Genomic DNA, 21,555 nt, shown 5'->3' on the forward strand with positions numbered 1-21,555 from the left:
CTTGCATGTGTTAGGCACGCCGCCAGCGTTCGTCCTGAGCCAGGATCAAACTCTCATTAGAAAGTTTCCTAGCTCTTTACTTGCTTAATACTATAACTTACTTCTCAAAGTACTTCACACTGTTTAATTTTCTAGGTTCACTCGCGCATTTACTGCGCTTAATTAATATAACATATTTTCGAAACTTTGTCAACTACTTTTTTATTTTTCTTTTCATTTGTTTCTTAACATTTTGTAGTGACAGTTATTAATACTAACATATTTTTTTTAGTTTGTCTAGTAGAATTTTAAAAAACTTTTAATTTCTTTAAATACCTTTTCTCGACAACGTTTAATACTTTACCATAGAATATTATATACTTCAAGTTCTTTAAAAGTGCATTAAAGATGTTTATAGTAAAAAAACTAAATTTTTCTCTTGTTTCTTTAAATTTCCTACTTATTTTCATATACTTTTATTTTTTATTCAAAATTTTATTCAAAATTCATTTTATGGGCAATTATACTACCTAAAGCTATAGAGTAAAGTTTTGATTCATGGGTATCGGCCCTTGAAACTAAAACTATTGGAACCTTAGCCCCCATTATAATACCGGCGGACTTCCCTTCTGCAAAATAAGTAATACTTTTACCTATGCCATTACCCATTTCAATATTAGGTACTAATAGTATATCTGCATCTCCTGCTACTAGACTAGTATAATTTTTAATTTTTGCAGCATCTTTTGAAACTGCCAAATCTAATGCCATAGGCCCATCTACAATTACCTTTTCACCAAAATATCCTCCTTCTGATTTCTCTTTAAGTTTCAAAGCATCAGTAGTTGCCACCATCTTAGGATCTACTTTTTCCTTTGCTGCTAAACAACCTATCTTTACTTCTTCTTTTCCTAAAGCCTTTGCTACCCTTACACTATTTTGAATAATCTTTTCCTTTTGTTCAGTATTAGGGTTTAGATTCATTCCACCATCAGTTAAATATATTAACTTATGATAATTTGGCATTTCATAAATCATAACATGACTTAGAAGACTATCTGTTCTAAGTCCGTATTCTTTATTTAGAACTTCCTTTAAAAGAGTTCCTGTATCTACAATACCTTTCATAATAAAATCCGCTTCATTATTCCCTACTAGTTTAACTCCTATTTTTGCAGCTTCTGCTAAATTATCTTCGTCAATAATCTTCCAGTCTTTAATTATAATATTCTTTTCCCTAACAATTTTTTCTATTTCTTCTTTTCTACCAATAAGTATAGGTTCAACAATATTTAACTTGCTGGCCTCTCCAACTGCTTCCAATACTTCCTCGTCATGACTTCCTACTACAACTAATCTTATTTTCTCATTATATTCTACTGATAAAAGCTCTCTTAATTTATTTATTTCCATAAAACTCCCCCCTAATGATAATGTTAAGTATAATCTGACTAGAAATTTAACTATTGTATTTCCTCAATCATTGAATCTAAGACCTCTTTTTGTTCTTTTATCATAATATTATCCGGGTTTAGATTATAGGCTTTATCAATATCCACTTTAGCCAATTCATATTCTCCTAGTTGTAAATAAATTAATCCTCTATTAAATATTATTTTATAATCTTTATCATATATATTAATTCCTTTTGTCAAAACTTTAATTGCATCTTTATTTCTGCCTAATTCTGATAATAAAATACCAATATCATTATAAACATCTACTTCTTTTGGTTCTAATTTTATAGTTTCCTTAAAAAAATTAATAGCTTTCTCTTCTAATCCTAAATCTTTATATGAAATTCCTAACATATAGTTTATGCTCCACCAAGATGGATATTTATCTTTTAATTTTAACAGCTTTTGATTCCCTTCTTCATACTTACCTTCAAATATTAAACGGACTCCTTCTTCGTATTCTACATCGTCATTTATATTGTCTAATTCCTCTCTAATCTCTTGTATTCTTTCTTTATTGTCATCTATTAAAATAAATTTTTCCCAAATAAGTTTTGCTTTTAATGATTGTCCTAAAAACTTATAATGATATCCAAGCTTATAGTAAGAAAGAGAAAACTTAGGATCCATACCTAATATAGTTTCAAAGTTGTCTGTAGCTTTAGAAAAGAATAATTCTCCTTTTTTTTCTTCACCTTTTTCAAAATACATATTTGCTAATCCTTCAAGACTTAAACCATAATTAAATAATCCTTTAATATTATTTCTATTTAAAGCAATTGACGCTCTAAAGAAAATTGAAGCATTATTATAATCTTTAGCTTCTAATTTTTCTAACCCCTTGTACAATATATAATTTTCAATGTTCTCGTCATATTTATATAAAATTTTTTTATACTCTTTTATATATTTAAATTCAGTATCTATTCCCATAGTATATATTATGCCATCTATTATATAGCGAAGGTTTATTTCTTCAAAATCCGATCCTTTTTTAATCTCTTTTGTTAATCTTTCTGTCAATATTGGCAATGGAATTTTTCCACTAACTTTATATCCATTAATCTCTATAAAAGTATCCTTTTTAATTTCTATAAAAGAAATTCTATCAGTATATCTTTTAAAATAATTATCTAATTCTTTCATTATATCACCTACTAATCATTTAATTTTTGCATATACAATCTTTTTCTTCTTGTGCTATTACTTAAAATATTGAAAAGATGCCCCCTATAAATCATAATATAAGAAATTAATATTTGATTTAATATGAAATGCCCTTGCTGGAATATAAAAAAATTGTATTCAATTTTTTTTGTAATAACATTTGATAAAACTACTCCTGATAATTTATAAAGGATTAAACCAAATATTATATTAGGCAATAACCAATTGAACCAATTCCCTTTCATAAATTCGAAACTATAAGCAATACTTTCATAAGCTGAATAATATTTTTGATAAATAGTTTCTGGCAAAGGATTAAGTCCAATGAAAATTAATATGCTTACAACTGTATAAAATGCCTCCGAATAGGGTCCTACATTATTACCTATATATCCAATTAGCAACCTGGCTATCCAAGTAACAAAGAATACACTATAAACTTTTCGAAAATAGAACTTAAAACCTTCTTTAAAATTCTCCAGAGTAAATTTATCATACCTTATAATATTAGATAACAAAAATAAATAATTCGACGTTAAACTAGTCATTACAATAGCTAATAATAAACCCGCTATAATCCTTAATCCTTTTAACAAAAAGAGTTCGCCCATTATACGAAAAACTTTAGAATACAAAAATGAATATAAAAAACCTATAAGGACAATCTGCCAATTTCTTTTAAAGCTTTTAAAACTTTTTTTAAAAGCTTCTAAATGTACTATTTTCATATCTTTTAAAAAATCCATTAGTGTCACTCCTCTATCTAGTTATTTTATCTGTTATGTTAAATACACCGCATTTATTAAGTACCCCATCTTTATATACAAATAAAATCAAAGTATTTTCTCGTTTTAATTTACTTAATACAAAATCATTCTCTATAAAATCTAAAATATTTATTTCAAACATTTCAATATGGGTTTTATTAATTACTTTTTTAGTAGGCTCTTTTTCCATATCTTTTAAATAATTAGATTTTATACAAGGATCCTTTAATATATCATGTCTTAAACTTTGTATTTTTTCTTTGTTTATCCTGTTAATATAAATAGGCAGATTTAGATTTTGGTTATTGAATATATAATCATATTTTATTATTTCATTGAATATAGATAAATTTTTTCCCACCTTTTCCAAATAGAAATCATAAAGAATTTTATATAATTTTTTTCTACTATGAGAAACTTTATGATATCCTTTACTTTCCCAATAAAATGAAAATTCTTCAAAAAAGTCAAAGGGAGAATCATAATAATTCATTATAATGTATTTAATAGTATTCTCAAAAAATTTCTCATTTCCGTACTTTTCTACTAAATCTTCAATAGTTTTTAAACGCAACATTTCACCATAATCCATATATTTTGTCTCTAGTACTTCATAAGGTGGCTTATCTAAGAATTTATATCCATATTCATCTTTATTATGCCTTAACCCTGACCCCTTTAACAATTTTAAAAACCCTAACTGGAGCTTTTCAGGACCTAAATTGTAAACATCATTAAAAGATTTTCTAAAGGATCTATAATCTTCATAAGGTAGTCCAGCAATTAAATCTAAATGCTGGTGAATATTCCTATAGCTCTTAATTTCTTTTACTACTTTATAAAGTTTATTTAAATCTGTAGTTCTACCACTGGTGTCTAAAGTTTTTTCATTTGTAGACTGAACACCAATTTCAAACTGGAATAATCCCTCTTTTACATGGCTTAAAAAGTCTAACATTTCTTCGTCTAGTAAATGGGCCGTTACTTCAAAATGGAAGTTAATATTTTCAGGATCTTTTTCCATTATGAAATTCATTATTTCCATAGCATATTCTTTATTTGCATTAAAAGTTCTATCAACAAATTTCACTTGTCTCACTTCTGCATTAATTAATTTCTCTAAATCCATCTTTACTCTTTCTATACTGAAAAATCTAACTCCTTTTATGGTTGAAGAAAGACAAAATTGACAATTAAAAGGACATCCCCTTGAGCTTTCAAAATAAACTATCTTATTCTTTAAACCTTTATCTAATTTGTCATAAGGGGAAGGTATCTTATCTAAAGTTTCAATTAAAGGTCTAGGTGGATTTTTAAAAACCTTACCTTCATAGTTGTATATTAATCCTTCAATATTTTTAAAATTTTTCTCTTTATTTATTAGATTAATTATTAATTCTCTAAAAGTCCCTTCTCCTTCTCCATATATTATAAAATCAATATATGGATGTTTTTCTAATATTTTTTCTCCATCATAAGATACTTCTGGCCCTCCTAAAATAATCTTAATCCCTGGTTTTACAACTTTTAGTCTTTTACATATTTCTAATGTATTTTCTATATTCCAAATATAACAAGAAAAAGCTATTATACTTGGATTTTCCTTATAAAGCTCTCCTGTAATAAAATCAGCATTTTGATTTATAGTATACTCTCTTATTTTAATATTAGGTATATCTTGACAATAGCTTTTTAAATACCTAATTGAAAGAGAAGAATGAATAAATTTCGAATTTAAAGTGGATATAATTACCTCCATATAAAACCATCCTTTTTCTTATAATTATTTCTATTATAACATAATATCATATTTAGCTATAATATTGATATTATGGTCTCCATAGTATATTATTAGTATATAGTATATATCTTTTAACTACTTCAGAAAGGAGTAAATATATGCACGAATTTGATAAGATTTCTATTCAGGAAATGTCAAAAAAAGATATGTTAATGATTCTTGAGGCCCTAGATTACACAGGGAAAAGTACAAATGTAGAAGATTTTTTATTATTGAGAGATAATATAATAGAGGAATTAAGTCTATTAGCGGAAACTAGTAAGGATGAATTTATTAATTACCTAGAAAAATAGACCCCCATTATTTTGAGGGTCTTTTATTCTTGAAAAATTTATAAATACCTGATTTTGATTGAATATATATCTCTATATAATCCTTACTTTCTTTTCTCTCAATTACCTTTGATTTGTTTAATAAAGTATGGAAAAATTCATCACCTATATTAAAACTAAAAATATCTGGTAAATAGTATTTTTTAATTTTCAATGCTTCTGGGTTAATATATCCTTTTCTCAATTTATATAAATAATCACACATACTTTCATAAAAATAATCCTCATACTTTTTAGTTTCTTCTCTACCGACTATACTTTGAATTCCTTTCCAATAGGAACTTTTTCCATTTTCTTTTTTAAATATAACTTCTTCTAAAATTGGAAAGTCTCCTTTATTTAAAGTATTTAATGTATTTATTACGTGAATTTTGCATTTTTCAAATTCTACAGTAAAATTACCAGGAAACTCTTCAGTAGGAATTCTATAATATTTAGAATATTTTTTGATAAAATCTATCTGGGAAAAATTTATTATTTCTTCTTTTAAGGTATTTAACATATCAGTCTCTTCATTATTTATCAATAAAAATAATGCTTTTGAAAGTAATAACCCCTCAAATAGTAGGGGAATTTTCCCAGTAGTGTATAATATATTTTTAATCGCTTCTTCTTTAGCAATTTCCCATTCACTATTAACAAGTATTATGGGTGCAATTCTTTCATAAACTGTATCATCAAATTCTTCCCAATAAATAGACTCATTTAAAGTAGAAATACTATTTAATAATGGTTTGTTCCCTCCATTTCTATAGTAGTACCATAACTTAAGTTCCTTTTCATACCTTTCATAGTCTATTGCACAACCAATTGTATCTTCCAAAGGCATTAAAGATTTAATTGTAATAACTATTATTTGAGATATATAAGAGTACTCTTTATTATTATTTATAAAATCTTCATTAAAAATTGCAAGAAGAAACTCTTCAATTTTTTCTTGGCTCATATATGTTCTCCTTTACATTTTTTCCGGTGCATCTATACCTAAGAGGCTTAATCCTGTTTTTATAACTGTTTTCGTTCCATAAACTAGTAAAAGTCTAGCATTTTTAATCCCTTCATCATCGGATAATATAGGAATACTATTATAAAATTTATTAAAGGCCTTAGCAATTCCTACTACATGTCTAGTTATAATAGATGGTTCATTTTTCTCCATGGCTTCTATTATTATTTTAGGAAAATCATAAAGTAATTTTATAATTGATAATTCTTCATCTTCTTTTAATAATGAAAAATCTACATCATTTTCTAAAGAAAAATCTCCTTTTTCTAAGAGTCTACTAGCTCTAGCATGAGTGTATTGAACATAGGGTCCCGTTTCACCTTCGAAGCTTAGGGTTTTATCCCAAGAAAATACATAATCTTTTATTCTTCCATTAAATAATTCTTGGAATATTACTGCCCCAATTCCAACTTGCTTTGCTACATCTTCCTTATTTTCTAAATTTGGATTTCTTTCTTCAATAATCTTTAAAGTTTTATCTATAGCATTGTTTAATACATTTTCTAAAAAAACAACTCTACCTTTCCTAGTTGACATAGTACCACTTTCTAAACTTACCATGCCAAAAGGTACGTGAATACAATCTTTAGCCCAATTATAACCCATAAGTTCAATAATTTTCATCCACTGTTTAAAGTGAAGAATTTGTTGAGAACCTACTACATAAATATTTTTATGGAAATCATAATGTTCTTTTCTATATATTGCTGCAGCTATATCTCTTGTAGCATATAACGTAGAACCATCGCTTTTTTTAATTAGAGCTGGTGGCATATCATAAGACTCTAGATCTACTATATCTGCTCCCCTTGATTCTTTCATTAAGTTTTTCTCTTCTAGTTCATTTATAACCCTTGGCATTTTATCTGAATAGAAACTTTCTCCTGTATAAGAGTCAAATTTTATATTTAATAGATCATATACTTTATTGAATTCCTGAAGACTTATATCTCTCATCCATTTCCATAATTTTAAAGCTTCTTCATTTCCTTCTTCAAGCTCTTTAAACCAATATCTAGCTTCATCCATAAGCTTTTCATCGTCTTCAGCTTCTCTATTAAATCTTACATATAGTTTTAAAAGCTCATTAATAGGGTCACCTTCAATTACTTCAGAGGATCCCCATTTCTTATATGCTACTATAAGCATTCCAAATTGAGTTCCATAATCTCCAAGATGATTAATAGCTATTGTATCATAACCTAAAAATTTATAAATCTTATACAAAGAATTTCCAATAACTGTAGACCTAATATGACCAATGTGGAAAGGTTTCGCAATATTTGGAGATGAAAACTCTACTATAACTTTTTTATCTTTCCCCATATTTGAGGAACCATAGTTTTCTTTTTCTTCACTTATATTTTCTAAAACACTTTTTGCCAACATTTCTTCATTAATAAAAAAGTTAATATATGGTCCTTTATTCTCTATTTTTTTAAAGTATTCATTACCTTCCATTTCATCTACTAATCCTTCTGCTATTAAGTTTGGTGCTTTTCTAAAAGTTCTTGCTAACTTAAAACAAGGGAAAGCATAATCTCCCATTTCCGGAGAAGGTGGTATTTCCATTAATGAAATTACCTCTTCTCTATTTAAACTTTCTTGTTCTTCTAATATTAATTTTACTGCCTCATTTTTAAAATCTACCATTTTTAACCTCCCAATTTAGAAATAATAAAAACTCTCATCTCTTGGTAGAGACGAGAGTTTCTTCCCGTGTTGCCACTCTTCTTGGCCTAATGCCCACTTAAAGTTAATAACGTAACTAACGTAAAATCCTACTCATTTCGGATTTATTCTCCAGAGCTCTCTTCAAGTATATCCCTGTACTAGGCTTTCACCATCCCTAGTTCGCTAAGACAATAAATATACCCTACTCTCTCTTTCATAAAATTTATCTATTTAATTGTTATTCATAATATATACTAGTTTTTAAACTATTTCAAGGATTTATTCACAATTATACCTTCTTATTTCAATTCTATAACAGTTACTCCACTACCACCTTCACCATGATTGCCTAGTCTAAAAGTTTTTATATATCTATGGTTTTTTAAAACATTGGTTATTCCAGCCCTTAATACTCCTGTACCTTTACCATGAATAATATAAGCTTCTTTTAAACCAGTAATATATACATCATCTAAATACTTATCTAAATCTAACAATGCTTCATCTAAAGTTTTTCCTCTTAAATCCACTTCATTTCTAACATTTTTTGCTTTACGCTTAATAATATTCTTAGTGTTAGTTTCAGCTGTTTCTAATTCTTTTATTTTAGTCCTTCTTAGAGTAGATATATCTACATTTACCTTCATTATTCCTACTTGAACACTTACATTACCATCTTCATCTGGTTCTGATAAAACTATTCCTTTTTGATTTAATGAAAGTATTTCTACTTCTTCTCCTGCATTCAAATTTTTTGGTGGCTCGTTACTTTTTACATTTAGAACATTATCTACTAAATCACTTTCTATATTATCAACTTTCCCTTTTAATTTTTCTTGAGTTTCCTGAATCCTTTTTGCCTTTTCCTTTTCAATCTCAATGGAAATTTCCCTTAACCCAGATACTGCTTCATCTGCTTCCTTTTTTGCATTTCTCAAAATATCCCTTGCTTCCTTTTTTGCCGCTAATATTGTTTTTTCTCGTATATCATCAATTTTTCTTTTCTCTTCTAATAGTTCCCTTCTCAACTCTTCCGATTCTTTTTTATATTTTTCCGCTTCAAATTTATTAACTTCCGTTAATTTTCTATCCCTATCAATCGCTTGAAGAACTTCTTCAAATTCTAGATTTTCCTTAGATATCAAAGTCCTAGCATAATTAATAATTTCTGTATCAAGTCCCAATCTTTTAGAAATTTCAAAAGCATTTGATTTTCCAGGAACACCTGTTAATAACCTATAAGTTGGACTAAGTGTGTCCACGTCAAACTCTACTGAGGCATTTTTTACTCTTTCTTCCGTAAGAGCATATATCTTTAATTGGCTATAATGAGTTGTTGCAATAGTTCTTGCGTTATTTACCTTTAAATAATCTAATATTGACATAGCTAGTGCAGCCCCTTCTGTTGGGTCTGTGCCAGCTCCCAATTCATCAAATAATAGTAAACTATTATCTCTTACATTTTCTAATATTTCAACTATATTAGTCAAGTGGCCAGAAAACGTACTTAAACTTTGTTCAATACTCTGTTCATCTCCTATATCAGCAAATATTTGATCAAATACTGCCATTTCTGAATTAGAGTCTGCTGGTATATGAAGGCCTGATTGGGCCATTAAAGTTAATAAACCCACTGTTTTTAATGTAACTGTTTTTCCTCCTGTATTTGGTCCAGTAATTACTAGAGTTTCGAAATCCTTACCAATATAAATATCAATAGGCACTACTTTTTTTACATCCAAAATAGGGTGTTTACCATTTTTTATATTTATATACCCATTTTTATTAAGAATAGGTTTAATACCATCCATTTCAAGAGCTAACTTCCCTTTAGCAAATATAAAATCTATATGTTCTAATATTTTTAAATTAGCTAATATAGTACCACTTTTAATAGCTACCATATTTGTTAAGTCAGCTAATATTCTTTCAATTTCTTTTCTTTCTTTAATTTCTAATTCCTTAAGTTCATTATTTAGTTCCACTACAGCTATAGGCTCTATAAATAAAGTTACACCACTGGCCGATTGATCATGGATTAAACCAGGTACATTACTTCTATATTCCTGCTTAACTGGTACTACATACCTTCCTTCCCTAACAGTAACAATCTCATCTTGTAAATACTTTCTGTACTTAGTAGAAGTTATAATAGAATTTAGCTTATTCTTAATAGAATCATTCTTTATTATAAGTTGCCTTCTAATATTTTTAAGTTTAGGACTAGCATTATCTGATATTTCATCTTTACTTACTATTGCTTTATTTATAGCATCTTCTATAAATTCCAATACAGTTAATTCTTCTATTAATGATTCTATTATGGGATAAGAACTATACCTATCTTCTTTATTCTCTCTAATATATCCTTTTAGCCCCCTAGAAACTCGTAGAGTATCCGATATTTTTAATAAACTTTCAGGACCTAAAACTCCCCCCATTTCTGCTCTTTTCATTTCACTAAATATTGGATAAATACCATATAAAGGTGGATTCCCTCGCTTTATTAAAATAGTCAAGGCTTCCTCAGTTTCTTTCTGAGCATGTTCTACTTTTTCAAAATTAGTCTCTGGCTTTAAATTCTTTATTTTTTCCTTACCTAAACTGGAAGCTGCTTTCTCTACTAACATACTTATTATTTTATTATATTCTAAAACTCTAAATGTTTTCTCATTCATCTAATTATCACCCCAATATTACAAAACACCTCTAAAATAGTGACCTTTAGTTAGTTCTTTATTCATTTTAAATTCTTTAATTAACTTATTTACATCATTCCTACTTATTGCCCCTACTGCATAATCATAGAAAATTTCTTGAATTCTTCTTATGTTTCTATTTTCAAAGGTAAAATCTAACCTTATCATATTTACACCACTATCAAATACCTTGTCTAATTCTTCAAGAATTATTAAAGGCACACAATTATATAATATAGTATTCTTATCTTTTCTTTTTATATAAAATATTTTATTTTTTCTATCCTTCAAACCGTATCCTTCTTTTAAATTACAATTACTACATGCCTTATTATCTTTACAATTTTTAATTAATGACATTGGACAATGTTTCATAATCATTAATGGTAGATAACCGTATCCTAATGTTTCTATAGGTAGCATATTATTATTTGAAATTTTTCTTATTTGATTTAAATTTAATTCTGGGGATAAAGTTATACTTTTTAATCCTTGCTCATTTAAAAAGCTTGTAGAAAGACTATTAAATATATTTAAACCAGTGTCCCCATGTATATTTAAATTAAAATGTTCTAACGCAAAGTTTAAAGTTCCTAAATTGGATACAGAGATACCATCTAAATCTTTTTCCATAGGCTTTACCCTTTCTTTAAGGGCTAATAAATCTTGGTCACTTAAAATTTTATTTGTCCATAGATATACTTCTTTTCCATGGCTTTTAACTTCTTTAATAGCATCTTCTATTCCTTCAAAATATTCTAAATAAACCCTATTTAATTTCTTTAAATTTAATTGTTTAAACTGTTCCATTGTTACTACTTTAACATTTATTTTTCTTGTACCAAAATTACTTTTTCTATTGAATTTAATTAAATTATTCCTTTTTCTTGAAAATATTTCTTCATTAACAGGTTCTCTATGATTAAAGTTGGACCTTTTCTTGTTTAATTCATCCATAGCCTTTCTTCTTAATAAATTTACTTGGCTAATAGGTAGAAAACAATCCTCTTCTAAATCTATTTCTATATTTTCTAATACATATGGAGTATCGGCTAATTTATTAAGCTGTTCTCTTATCCTTTTTTCACTTAATGGTACTTTAATAGCCTCCTCCACATTTTCATCACTTAAAACCTTTACTTCACAATTCTTTTCCCTTGCAATTAATTTTGCAGGTTTTCCTTTTGCTATAGAAACTTTCATGGAAATACCATAAATCTTCTGCCTATCTTCATAGGATTTTCTAGCATTTTCTAATAAGCTTTTATTTGAACTTTTAAAAACATTTGAGCCTTTTCTTACTCCATTAATTATATTTAGCTTAACATCTTTGCCTTTCTCTAAAGAATTTTCTACTATTAGCCCTTTATACTTTCCATTTTCTAATTCAAACTCTAATCCATCGCCTTCTCTAATATCTTCACTTAATAATAAATACATATTATTCCTGTCAATCTTTTTTACCTTCCCTACATATATTCCTCTATTATCTGGCCTATAAAATGAAATCATATCTTTACCATAATCATCTAATATATAACCTTTTGTAAAACCTCTGTTGAATATTTGTAGCATTCTATTTCTATCCTCTTTTGTTATACTTTCTACACCATAATCTAAGACTTTTCTATATTTACTAACTATAGTGGCCACATACTCTGGTCTTTTCATTCTTCCTTCTATTTTTAATGAGGATATTCCACTATCTATTAATTTATCTAGATCTTTAATAGTATTTAAATCCTTAGGACTTAATAAGTACTTTTTACTAAATTCTTCACTTACAATAGTATCATCTTTATAATTTACTAAAGTATAAGGCATTCTACAAGGTTGAGCACATTTACCTCTGTTTCCACTTCGCCCTCCTATAATGCTACTCATTAAGCATTGGCCCGAATATGAAATACACAAAGCTCCATGAATAAAGCATTCTAAAGGTATATTAGAATTTTCTTTTATATATTTTATTTCCCTTAAAGAAAGTTCCCTAGATAAGACTACCTTTTTAAATCCTAGTTCTTCTAAAAAGATTGTTCCTGCTAAATTATTAATAGTCATTTGAGTACTAGCATGTAAATTAAAATCAGGAAAGATCTTTCTTATAGCATAGGCTAAACCTATATCTTGTACTATAAGTCCATCTACATCTATTTCATATAAATATTTTACATAGTTTAATGTCTCTTCTACTTCTTCATTATCAATTAATATATTAACCGTTATATATACTTTAACGTTTCTTAAATGAGCATATTCTACTACCTTCTTCAATTCCTCTAAACTAAAATTATCTGCAAATTGTCTTGCGTTAAATAGCTTCCCTCCCAAATATACAGCATCGGCACCATTTTCTACAGCAGCAAATAAGGATTCCATACTACCAACAGGAGCTAATAGCTCAATATCATCAGTTATATTTTCCACTTCTTCTAATTGTCCTCCTTAATTACAATGTTTTCTCTATATCAATATCTCTAATTGCTTCCTCTAATTCTTTCTTCGTTTCAATTAATTCCATTTGATTTTCAAATAATTTATCTTGTAATTCTTTAATAATAGCCTCATTTTCCCTCAATTCTTTTTCTTTTAATTCTAAAGCTTGCTTTTGTTTTTCCGCTAATCTTTTGTTTTTTTCATTTTCTTTATGAGTAGTTAATAATTCTCTTTCATATTTACTAACTTGTTTTTCTAATTCATATATATAATTTTTAGCCTCCCCCATATTTTTTTTCAACACAGCATAACCTTCTACGGGTTCTTTGGTTTTTTCTTTAATTTCATTTAACTTTATACTAGTTTTGTAATATTGGTCTGCTATATTAAAGGCTGTAAGTATTGCCGCTGTTGAATAGCTTAATTTTGTATTTTTTTCTAATACATCTTTCATTTTATTATCTAAATAAGCAGCTAAACTTTTAATATAATCTTCTGACTCACTTCCTACTACTGTAAAGTTACGACCATCAATAGTTATGTCTACTTTTCTTTTTTCCGTCATAACTTACCATCTCCCTTAATATTGTCCTAATAATATATTTTAGGAGTAGAGACTCTCTACTCCTTAGCTTCTTAATTCGGCATTAAAACTCTCTTCTAATTTTTTTATAATATTTGAATGTAACTTACTTATCTCATCATCTTTTAAAGTTCTTTCATAGGATCTATAAACAATAGAGTAAGCTATACTTTTCATACCTTCTGGTACTTGCTCTCCTTCATAAATATCAAATAATTTAATCTCATTTATTAAACCCTTACCATTATCTAATATCACTTCCTCTATTTCTTGAACCATTGTATCTTTATCTAGTACAATAGCAACATCTCTTACTATTGCTGGATATTTAGGTAATGGCTTATATTTTCTACTTAAATCTGCACAGTTAATAATAGCATCAAAATCTAACTCTACTAAATATGCATTTTCTTTTATAGAATAATTTTCAGATATATCTGGATGTACTTCACCTATTACTCCTATAATATTATCTTTTATAACTATATTTGCAGTTCTACCTGGATGGAAGGTTGGGTTCTCTTCTTCTCTTATATATTTAACATTTAATATACCTAGTTCTTTAAAAAGAATATCTATAATTTCTTTTATAGCATAATAGTCTACATCATTTCCATACATACCAAGGCATAATGCAGCTTTTTCCTTAGGTAATTCTTTTAAAGGTAATTCCTTAGGCAAGAATACATTACCTATTTCAAAAGCATATGCATTTTCTACACCATAATTGTAATTTCTAGAAAGCACCTTTAACATATTAGGTATAAGAGTTGTTCTCATGGAACTATAGTCTTCACCGAGGGGATTTAAAATCTTTACATAGTTTCTTCTATAATCTTCCCCTGGAAGTTTCACCTTATCATAAGATTTTGGACTAATGAAAGAATAAGTCATAATTTCATTTAAACCTAACCCTACTAAAATATTCTTTGCTTTGTTTTCGATTACCTTATTATAAGGTCTTTCTCCTCTAGTTAAATAGCCAATAAAGGGCTTGTTTTCAATGTTATGGAAACCATATATTCTTCCTATTTCTTCAATTAAATCAACCTCTTCAGTTATATCTAACCTGAAAGTTGGAACTATAATACTTAATTCTGTATTATTTTCTTCTACTTTAAATTCTAAACTATGAAGAATATCAATCATCTCTTTTGTTGTTATTTCAATGCCAAGCATTTTATTTACTCTTTCTGGTTTCAGATTTATTGATATTTTTTCTTCTTTCCTTTCATATACATCTATGTACCCTTTAACAACTTTTCCAACACCTATTTCTTCAATTAGTTGACAAACTCTATTACATGCAATTTCTGCTAAATTTACGTCTATACCTTTTTCAAACCTTGCTGAAGCCTCTGTTCTTAATCCTAATTTTTTGGAAGTAATTCGAACATTTTTCTTATTAAAATTAGCTGCTTCTATTAAAATAGTTTTAGTATCTTTTGTTACCTCACTATTTAAACCACCCATTACACCAGCTATAGCAATAGGTTTTTTTTCATCTGCAATTACTAAATTAGAAGAATCAAGTTTTCTTTCTATATTATCAATAGTTCTTATCTTCTCATTTTCTTTAGCTGGCCTTATATATATCTTTTTATCTTCAATCTTATCTATATCAAAAGCATGAAGTGGTTCACCTAGTTCTAGCATAACATAATTAGTTATGTCTACAATATTATTTATAGGTCTTACTCCCGCTTCCATAAGTCTTAATTGTAACCACAAAGGTGATGGCTCAATTATAACATCTTTTATTACTCTAGAATAATATCTAGGACATAAATCCTTATTTAAAATTTCTATACTTTCTATATAATTATTAATATTCTTTACTTCTTCTTCTAATTCTATTTTAGGATAGTTTAAAGTTTTATTAAATGTAGCACTAGTTTCTCTAGCCATTCCAATAATACTTAAACAATCTGGCCTATTTGGTGTAATTTCAAACTCTATTACTTCTCCATATAATTTAAGTACCTTTATTATATCTTCCCCAAGAGGATATTCCTTATCTAAAATAAGAATACCATCCTTCTGTTCTTTAGGAATTACACTATTATCAAAGCCCAATTCTTCAAAAGAACAAAGCATTCCAAAGGAATCAATACCCCTAAGTTTAGATTTTTTTATCTTAATATTATTTGGCAATATTGCCCCTACCAAAGCTACAGGTACATAATCCCCTTTTCTAATATTTGTAGCTCCTGTAATAATTTGAAGTTTTTCAGAGCCTATATCTACCTTTAGTAATAATAATTTATCTGCATTTGGATGTTTTTCTATAGTTAAAATTTTACCTACTACAATATTTTCTATATTTCTATCTAAGGATATAATAGATTCTACATGGGAACCTGATAAAGTTAGTTCATCTGCTAATTTTTTTGTTTCCACATCTAAATCCACATATTCTTTTAACCATTTTACTGGTACTAACATTACAATACCTCCTTTATTTCAGCTAAAATTGTTTTAAAAATCTCATATCATTTTCAAATAAAAGCCTAATATCATCTATATTATATTTAACCATTGCAATCCTATCTACTCCCATTCCAAAAGCAAAACCAGAGTATTTTTCAGAGTCTATTCCACAGTTTTCCAATACCTTTGGATGTACTAAGCCACAACCTAATAATTCTAAACTCCAACCAGTTCCATCACATGTAGGACATCCTTTACCCTTACAATCAAAACAGGATACATCTACTTCTGCACTAGGCTCAGTAAAAGGGAAGTAATGGGGCCTAAATCTAGTTTTCATATCTTTACCGAATAATTCTTTTATAAAGATATCTATAGTTTGCTTAAGATTAGCCATATTTATATTTTCATCTATAACCAATCCTTCTAATTGATGAAACATAGGTGAATGAGTATCATCTACATCATCAAATCTAAAAGTTCTACCTGCCGATACAATTTTTATAGGGGGTTCCATTTCCTTCATAACCCTTATTTGAACTGGGGATGTATGAGTTCTTAAAAGTATATCCTTAGTAATATAAAAAGTATCAGTCATATCCCTGGAGGGGTGATCTTCTGGTGAATTTAAAGCATCAAAATTGTTTGCAACAGTTTCAACTTCAGGACCATAAACTACAGAGAAACCCATACTCATGAATAAGTCTTCTAATTCTTTAATTGTCTTCATAAGTGGATGAATATGTCCATATTTTAATTTATCTTGGGATATAGATATATCTATTCTTTCCTTTTCTAATCTTGCTATTTTACGTTGCTCTTTAAATTTTTCTTTTGAAGATGAAATTTCTTTCTCTATATCTTCTCTAACTTCATTTGCCATTTTTCCTACAATTGGTCTAGATTCTTTTGGAACCTTTCCCATATCCCTAAGTACTTTTGTTAACTCTCCTTTTTTACCTAAAAGTTTTATCCTTAATTTTTCTAATTCTTCTAAATCCTTCATGTTTTCTATATCTGATAAAGCTTCTTCTTTTATTTGTATTAATTTTTCCTTCATACTTTAACTCCTTTCCTAGGGTTGTATAAAAAATAAGACCTAATTATAAAATTAAGGTCGAAATTTCTAAAACTATTTATTAAATTATAGCACTTAACCTTGCAAAGTACAAGCTTCATTAATTCTATTAATTGCCACTTCATACATTACAATAGAGGCTGCTATAGCAGCATTTAAAGATTCCGCTTCTCCAGACATATAGATTTTTACTAATTCATCTGCATTGGCTATAGAAGCTTCAGAAACCCCTCTCGCCTCATTGCCTATTATTAGCACAGTGTTTTCTCCTAATTCTACTTCATGTATAAATTTATCACTTTTCAATGACGTAGCTAATATAGTAATCTTTTCTCTTTTAAAAGCTTCAAAAATTTCCCTTTCATCATTTACATAACATAATGGAACATGGAAAATTGAGCCCATTGATGCCCGAACTACCTTAGGATTATAAATATCTACAGAGCCTTCAGACACAACTATTCCACTTGCTCCAAAAGCATCAGCAGTCCTTATAATGGTTCCCATATTCCCTGGATCCGCTACTTCATCTAAATATATTAAAAAGTCTTTATTTTTTAATATGTCTTTAAAAGATACTAAATTAAATTTAACTATGGCCATAATTCCTTGAGGATTTTCTACATCTGTTATTTCTTTAAAAAGATTGTCGGATACATGAACAAGTTCTATATCTTTCTTATCTATTTTATCTAGTAAATCCACTCCTTCATTTACAGCAAGTAATTTATTAGAATATACTATATAATCTATTAAATTTTCTTCTTTTAATAACTCCTCTACGGATTTAACACCTTCAATTATAAATCTTTCTTGATTCCACCTGGATTTTTTTCTATATAAACTTTTAATATTTTTGATTACAGGGTTAGAAGAACTAGTAATTTTTTTATATTTATTATTTTCCTGCATTTCTCTCTACTCTCCTTATATCTTTCGTATTTCCTATTACTACTAAAATATCTCCTTCTTCTATTATATCATCGGCATAAGGGGAAACATTTATGTTTTTTCCTCTTTTAATAGCCATTACATTTATACCATATTCAGTGGGAAGATGTAATTCCTTTAGTTTCTTATTCTTCCATCCCTTCATGGCTACTATTTCTACTATACTATATTCAGGGGATAATTCAATAAAATCCAGGATATTCGCAGAAACTAAATTATGAGCTAATCTAATTCCCATATCTCTTTCGGGAAAAATAATTTTATCCGCTCCAATTTTTGATAAAATTTTACCATGAGCTTCACTTCTAGCTTTAGCGATAACTTTCTTTACACCAAGTTCTTTAGCCATTAGAGTAGCCATTATAGATGCTTCTAAATTAGAACCAATACTAATAATTGCTACATCAAAGTCACTAATTCCCAATTTATTTAATATAAATTCGTCCATTACGTCGGCTTGAACTGCATGAGTTACATTATTAGCTATTTCTTTTATTTTCTCTTCATTAATATCAACAACCATAACCTCATTTCCTAGACCATAAAGAGTCTTAGCTACATTTAAACCAAATCTACCACAACCTATAATAATAATTCGTTCCATACTATAGTCTCTCCCTTCTTGTATATTGATATTATCCCCTTAAATATCAATAATATAAAAATCACTAAGACTATATTATATATGGACATATACAAAATATGTACAAAAAATAAAAGCTCCGAAATCGGAACTTTTATCATTAAGCTTCTTTTGCTATTTCTGTTAATTTTGAAAAACCTTCAGGATCATGTATAGCCATTTCTGATAACATCTTTCTATTTATCTCTATATTAGCTCTTTTAAGCCCACTGATAAATGTGCTATAATTCATGCCATTTAATCTAGTGGCAGCATTTATTCTTGAAATCCAAAGTTTTCTAAAATCTCTTTTTCTATGTTTACGTCCTATATAAGCATAGTCTAATGATTTCATTACAGCTTGATTTGCTGTTCTATATAATTTGCTTTTAGCACCATAATATCCTTTAGCTTGTTTTAAAACTTTTTTATGTTTTTTTCTGGCATTAACTGCTCCTTTTACTCTTGCCATTGTAAACTACCTCCTTCTGCTATATTATTACAATTTTAATTAGTATGGTAATAGGTCTTTTATTCTTTTATGGTCTCCCTTGCTAACCATAGCAGTTTTTCTTAAGTTTCTAACTCTCTTAGGGGATTTTTTTCCGGTTTTATGACTCTTATAAGCTTTTCCTCTTTTTAATTTTCCTGTACCAGTTTTCCTAAACCTTTTTGCAGCTCCTCTATGAGATTTCATTTTAGGCATATCGATTACCTCCTTTTTTTATTCCGTCTTTGGAACTAGATACATAACCATGTTTCTTCCTTCCATTTTAGGTTTTTTATCCACAACTCCATAATCTGAAGTTAGTTCTATAAATTGTTCTAGTACCATTTTTCCTTTATTAGTATGTCCTAATTCTCTACCTCTAAATCTTACACTTACTTTAACTTTATCACCATTTTCTAGAAAGTCTATTCCCCTATTGGCTTTAACATTTAAATCATGTTCTTCGATATTTGGAGAAAACCTTACTTCTTTTACGTTCATTACTTTTTGATTTTTCTTTGCTTCTTTTTCTTTTTTAGCCATTTCATACTTATACTTCCCATAGTCCATTATTTTACATACTGGTGGTCGAGAATTTGGAGCAACCTTTACTAAATCTAATTTTTTATCATAGGCCATTTGCACAGCCTTTCTACTATTAACTATTCCTAACTGAGTACCATCAACATCAATAAGGCGTATTTCCCTATCTCTTATTTCTTCATTAACCTGAAGTTCTTTAATATTAAGACACCTCCTAAAATTTTAAATAAAAAAACGGGTATAAAATACCCGCTTAGTTCACAAAAAATAGTCAAAGACATTATCTTTGTAGTTTTAACCTTATGAGCTTTAGCTATAAGGTGAGAAGCGGATACTTCTACTTGTTCCTGTATTTGCTTTCTTTAATTATTATATGCTATTTAAAAGATAATGTCAATGATTTTATTATTAAAACAGACTTATTCATATGTTTCAAATAAAAAATCTTCATTCTTGCAAATACATTATAAGACTAGAACCCCTATATTTTAAATATAGGGGTTCAGATGAAACTTTATCTTGTTAACTCATACAATGCTCTTGCATAAATTTCAGTTAATTTCATTAAATTATCTATAGAGATATATTCATCTTTTTGGTGAGCAAGCTCTTTTTGTCCTGGAAAAACAGGTCCAAAGGCTACTGCATTATCCATAGCTCTTGCATAGGTTCCCCCACCTATAGTTATTGGTTCACTGTCAATATCTCCTGTTGCCTCTTTATAAACTTTCATCAACTTTTCTACAAGAGGATGATCCTTAGGCATATACAAAGGTTTAGATTCCCCATCCCTTTCTATTAATTTTACATTTGTATCTTTTAGATTTTCTCTTATACCATCGTATACTTCTTTACTTGAAGATTTAATAGGATACCTAACATTAATAGTTAATTTAATTTCATCTTTATTTCCTTCTATAACACCAGGATTAAAGCTAAGCTTTCCAGATATTTCATCTTTAAAACCACAACCTATACCTTCACCATGATGTTTAAAAGCGATTCTATCATTATATACCTTAATAAATTTACATACATCACAATCTCCATTTAAGACTTCTCCTAAAAATTTCATTACATAGGATATTGCATTATGTCCTTTTTCCGGAGTACTACCGTGAGCTGATATTCCTTCTCCACTTATTTTAATCCTATCATCTTTAATTTCAATAGATAGAGGATATTCAGTGTTTTTTATATAACTATTAAACTTTTCTTCAATAGCAAAAATATCATCTGACTTTACCTTCAATATAGCTGTGCAATAGTCTGGAACCATATTAGGAGCATTTCCACCTTCAACACTTTCTAATACGATGTTCCCACATGAATTGCTATTTAATTTTTGCACCAAATCAAAATTAATTATACCTTTTTCACCATGAATTACGGGAAAGTTAGCATCAGGTGTAAATCCTATATCAGGAGCTTCTTCATGTTTGAAGTAATAATTCATACAACCCCAGTTTGTTTCTTCATTAGTACCAAAGATTAGTCTTATTTTTTTATTTAGAGGTACTTCTAAATCTTTTAAAATTTT

At 28.1% G+C, this 21,555-nt stretch carries 18 protein-coding genes, 1 rRNA gene and 2 other annotated features; of the genes, 1 reads left to right on the top strand and 18 read right to left on the bottom strand.

All coding sequences use genetic code 11. The features are described 5' to 3' along the window. The 5 genes from VK071_01190 to VK071_01210 form a co-directional block, all read right to left on the bottom strand. A 16S ribosomal RNA gene (locus VK071_01190) occupies positions 1-61 on the bottom strand; the annotation flags it as partial. 413 nt (positions 62-474) lie between these two features. Continuing rightward, positions 475-1,392: a bifunctional enoyl-CoA hydratase/phosphate acetyltransferase gene (locus VK071_01195; GenBank protein ID HLR33930.1), complete on the bottom strand. Its 918-nt coding sequence runs from the start codon at positions 1,390-1,392 to the stop codon at positions 475-477. A gap of 50 nt (positions 1,393-1,442) precedes the next feature. Next, the gene (locus VK071_01200; GenBank protein ID HLR33931.1) at positions 1,443-2,582 is read right to left on the bottom strand and encodes a tetratricopeptide repeat protein; all 1,140 of its coding nucleotides are present in this window, start codon (positions 2,580-2,582) and stop codon (positions 1,443-1,445) included. Between the two features lie 11 nt (positions 2,583-2,593). Continuing rightward, positions 2,594-3,349 carry a hypothetical protein gene (locus tag VK071_01205; protein ID HLR33932.1) on the bottom strand — a complete coding sequence of 252 codons (756 nt, stop codon included), beginning with the start codon at positions 3,347-3,349 and terminating at the stop codon, positions 2,594-2,596. Between the two features lie 13 nt (positions 3,350-3,362). Next, positions 3,363-5,129 (bottom strand): B12-binding domain-containing radical SAM protein, encoded by a 1,767-nt coding sequence (locus VK071_01210; GenBank protein ID HLR33933.1) that lies wholly within the window; start codon positions 5,127-5,129, stop codon positions 3,363-3,365. A 140-nt stretch (positions 5,130-5,269) separates the two neighbouring features. Here VK071_01210 and VK071_01215 point away from each other — a divergent pair, with 140 nt between their 5' ends. Then, positions 5,270-5,464 carry a hypothetical protein gene (locus VK071_01215; protein HLR33934.1) on the top strand — a complete coding sequence of 65 codons (195 nt, stop codon included), beginning with the start codon at positions 5,270-5,272 and terminating at the stop codon, positions 5,462-5,464. A gap of 7 nt (positions 5,465-5,471) precedes the next feature. Here the strand turns inward: VK071_01215 and VK071_01220 are convergent, their stop codons facing one another. From VK071_01220 to VK071_01280, 13 genes are all read right to left on the bottom strand, one after another. Beyond that, a complete protein-coding gene (locus tag VK071_01220; GenBank protein HLR33935.1) occupies positions 5,472-6,449 on the bottom strand; it encodes a hypothetical protein in 978 nt (325 codons plus the stop codon). Between the two features lie 12 nt (positions 6,450-6,461). Then, a complete protein-coding gene (argS, locus tag VK071_01225) occupies positions 6,462-8,162 on the bottom strand; it encodes an arginine--tRNA ligase (protein HLR33936.1) in 1,701 nt (566 codons plus the stop codon). A gap of 43 nt (positions 8,163-8,205) precedes the next feature. Further along, positions 8,206-8,410 (bottom strand) — a binding site (T-box leader). 72 nt (positions 8,411-8,482) lie between these two features. Next, positions 8,483-10,861 carry an endonuclease MutS2 gene (locus VK071_01230; GenBank protein HLR33937.1) on the bottom strand — a complete coding sequence of 793 codons (2,379 nt, stop codon included), beginning with the start codon at positions 10,859-10,861 and terminating at the stop codon, positions 8,483-8,485. A gap of 18 nt (positions 10,862-10,879) precedes the next feature. Further along, positions 10,880-13,309 (bottom strand): DUF3656 domain-containing protein, encoded by a 2,430-nt coding sequence (locus VK071_01235; protein ID HLR33938.1) that lies wholly within the window; start codon positions 13,307-13,309, stop codon positions 10,880-10,882. A 22-nt stretch (positions 13,310-13,331) separates the two neighbouring features. After that, positions 13,332-13,883 carry a cell division protein ZapA gene (gene zapA, locus VK071_01240; protein HLR33939.1) on the bottom strand — a complete coding sequence of 184 codons (552 nt, stop codon included), beginning with the start codon at positions 13,881-13,883 and terminating at the stop codon, positions 13,332-13,334. A 63-nt stretch (positions 13,884-13,946) separates the two neighbouring features. Beyond that, the gene (pheT, locus tag VK071_01245) at positions 13,947-16,346 is read right to left on the bottom strand and encodes a phenylalanine--tRNA ligase subunit beta (GenBank protein ID HLR33940.1); all 2,400 of its coding nucleotides are present in this window, start codon (positions 16,344-16,346) and stop codon (positions 13,947-13,949) included. A 22-nt stretch (positions 16,347-16,368) separates the two neighbouring features. Then, positions 16,369-17,391 carry a phenylalanine--tRNA ligase subunit alpha gene (pheS, locus tag VK071_01250; protein HLR33941.1) on the bottom strand — a complete coding sequence of 341 codons (1,023 nt, stop codon included), beginning with the start codon at positions 17,389-17,391 and terminating at the stop codon, positions 16,369-16,371. A gap of 93 nt (positions 17,392-17,484) precedes the next feature. Then, positions 17,485-18,321 (bottom strand): 23S rRNA (guanosine(2251)-2'-O)-methyltransferase RlmB, encoded by an 837-nt coding sequence (rlmB, locus tag VK071_01255; GenBank protein HLR33942.1) that lies wholly within the window; start codon positions 18,319-18,321, stop codon positions 17,485-17,487. Next, entirely contained in the window at positions 18,308-18,964 is a 657-nt protein-coding gene (locus tag VK071_01260; GenBank protein ID HLR33943.1) for a TrkA family potassium uptake protein, read from the bottom strand. The genes rlmB and VK071_01260 overlap by 14 nt, the downstream gene beginning before the upstream one ends. A 139-nt stretch (positions 18,965-19,103) precedes the next feature. Next, a complete protein-coding gene (rplT, locus tag VK071_01265; protein HLR33944.1) occupies positions 19,104-19,454 on the bottom strand; it encodes a 50S ribosomal protein L20 in 351 nt (116 codons plus the stop codon). Positions 19,455-19,493: 39 nt separating this feature from the next. Beyond that, positions 19,494-19,688 carry a 50S ribosomal protein L35 gene (rpmI, locus tag VK071_01270; GenBank protein ID HLR33945.1) on the bottom strand — a complete coding sequence of 65 codons (195 nt, stop codon included), beginning with the start codon at positions 19,686-19,688 and terminating at the stop codon, positions 19,494-19,496. Positions 19,689-19,706: 18 nt separating this feature from the next. After that, positions 19,707-20,216, bottom strand: a complete 510-nt coding sequence (gene infC, locus VK071_01275) for a translation initiation factor IF-3 (GenBank protein ID HLR33946.1) — start codon at positions 20,214-20,216, stop codon at positions 19,707-19,709. Between the two features lie 19 nt (positions 20,217-20,235). After that, positions 20,236-20,364, bottom strand: a sequence feature (ribosomal protein L20 leader region). Positions 20,365-20,529: 165 nt separating this feature from the next. Continuing rightward, the coding region (locus VK071_01280; protein HLR33947.1) for a Sapep family Mn(2+)-dependent dipeptidase at positions 20,530-21,555 on the bottom strand (1,026 nt) is incomplete at its 5' end.

The organism is Tissierellales bacterium, assembly GCA_035301805.1.
Classification (GTDB): Bacteria; Bacillota; Clostridia; order Tissierellales; family DATGTQ01; genus DATGTQ01.

Coding starts and splice junctions, on each gene's coding strand:
- VK071_01195 (HLR33930.1), bottom strand. CDS start 1,392: ATGGAAATAAATAAATTAAGAGAGCTTTTATCAGTAGAATATAATGAG.
- VK071_01200 (HLR33931.1), bottom strand. CDS start 2,582: ATGAAAGAATTAGATAATTATTTTAAAAGATATACTGATAGAATTTCT.
- VK071_01205 (HLR33932.1), bottom strand. CDS start 3,349: ATGGATTTTTTAAAAGATATGAAAATAGTACATTTAGAAGCTTTTAAA.
- VK071_01210 (HLR33933.1), bottom strand. CDS start 5,129: ATGGAGGTAATTATATCCACTTTAAATTCGAAATTTATTCATTCTTCT.
- VK071_01215 (HLR33934.1), top strand. CDS start 5,270: ATGCACGAATTTGATAAGATTTCTATTCAGGAAATGTCAAAAAAAGAT.
- VK071_01220 (HLR33935.1), bottom strand. CDS start 6,449: ATGAGCCAAGAAAAAATTGAAGAGTTTCTTCTTGCAATTTTTAATGAA.
- argS (HLR33936.1), bottom strand. CDS start 8,162: ATGGTAGATTTTAAAAATGAGGCAGTAAAATTAATATTAGAAGAACAA.
- VK071_01230 (HLR33937.1), bottom strand. CDS start 10,861: ATGAATGAGAAAACATTTAGAGTTTTAGAATATAATAAAATAATAAGT.
- zapA (HLR33939.1), bottom strand. CDS start 13,883: ATGACGGAAAAAAGAAAAGTAGACATAACTATTGATGGTCGTAACTTT.
- pheT (HLR33940.1), bottom strand. CDS start 16,346: ATGTTAGTACCAGTAAAATGGTTAAAAGAATATGTGGATTTAGATGTG.
- pheS (HLR33941.1), bottom strand. CDS start 17,391: ATGAAGGAAAAATTAATACAAATAAAAGAAGAAGCTTTATCAGATATA.
- rlmB (HLR33942.1), bottom strand. CDS start 18,321: ATGCAGGAAAATAATAAATATAAAAAAATTACTAGTTCTTCTAACCCT.
- VK071_01260 (HLR33943.1), bottom strand. CDS start 18,964: ATGGAACGAATTATTATTATAGGTTGTGGTAGATTTGGTTTAAATGTA.
- rplT (HLR33944.1), bottom strand. CDS start 19,454: ATGGCAAGAGTAAAAGGAGCAGTTAATGCCAGAAAAAAACATAAAAAA.
- rpmI (HLR33945.1), bottom strand. CDS start 19,688: ATGCCTAAAATGAAATCTCATAGAGGAGCTGCAAAAAGGTTTAGGAAA.